A 779-nucleotide genomic window follows, 5' to 3' on the forward strand; every position below is an offset into this window, starting at 1 on the left:
GCCAGCTTGGGTGGAGTCATTGTTGAAATACCACTCTGATCGTGCTGGATGTCTAACCTGGGTCCGTGATCCGGATCGGGGACAGTGTCTGGTGGGTAGTTTAACTGGGGCGGTTGCCTCCTAAAGAGTAACGGAGGCGCCCAAAGGTTCCCTCAGCCTGGTTGGTTATCAGGTGGTGAGTGTAAGTGCACAAGGGAGCTTGACTGTGAGACTGGCGGGTCGAGCAGGTGCGAAAGCAGGGACTAGTGATCCGGCGGTGGCTTGTGGGAGCGCCGTCGCTCAACGGATAAAAGGTACCCCGGGGATAACAGGCTGATCTTCCCCAAGAGTCCGTATCGACGGGATGGTTTGGCACCTCGATGTCGGCTCGTCGCATCCTGGGGCTGGAGTTGGTCCCAAGGGTTGGGCTGTTCGCCCATTAAAGCGGTACGCGAGCTGGGTTTAGAACGTCGTGAGACAGTTCGGTCCCTATCCGCTGCGCGCGTTGGAGTCTTGAGAAGGGCTGTCCCTAGTACGAGAGGACCGGGACGGACGAACCTCTGGTGTGCCAGTTGTTCTGCCAAGGGCATGGCTGGTTGGCTACGTTCGGGAGGGATAACCGCTGAAAGCATCTAAGCGGGAAGCCTGCTTCGAGATGAGGACTCCCACCCACTTGATGGGGTAAGGCTCCCTGTAGACCACAGGGTTGATAGGCCGGAGATGGAAGCCTAGTGATAGGTGGAGTTGACCGGTACTAATAGGCCGAGGGCTTGTCCATAGATGCTCGCGTCCACTGTGAA

General features: G+C 57.8%; 1 rRNA gene (cut by a window edge). It reads left to right on the forward strand.

The features are described 5' to 3' along the window. A 23S ribosomal RNA gene (locus AOM46_RS31280) occupies positions 1-757 on the forward strand; its annotated part reaches 2,044 nt to the left of the window's first position; the annotation flags it as partial. Between the last annotated feature and the right edge of the window lie 22 nt (positions 758-779).

Origin of the sequence: Streptomyces sp. NBRC 109706 (assembly GCF_000974485.1) — a bacterium.
Classification (GTDB): Bacteria; Actinomycetota; Actinomycetes; order Streptomycetales; family Streptomycetaceae; genus Streptomyces.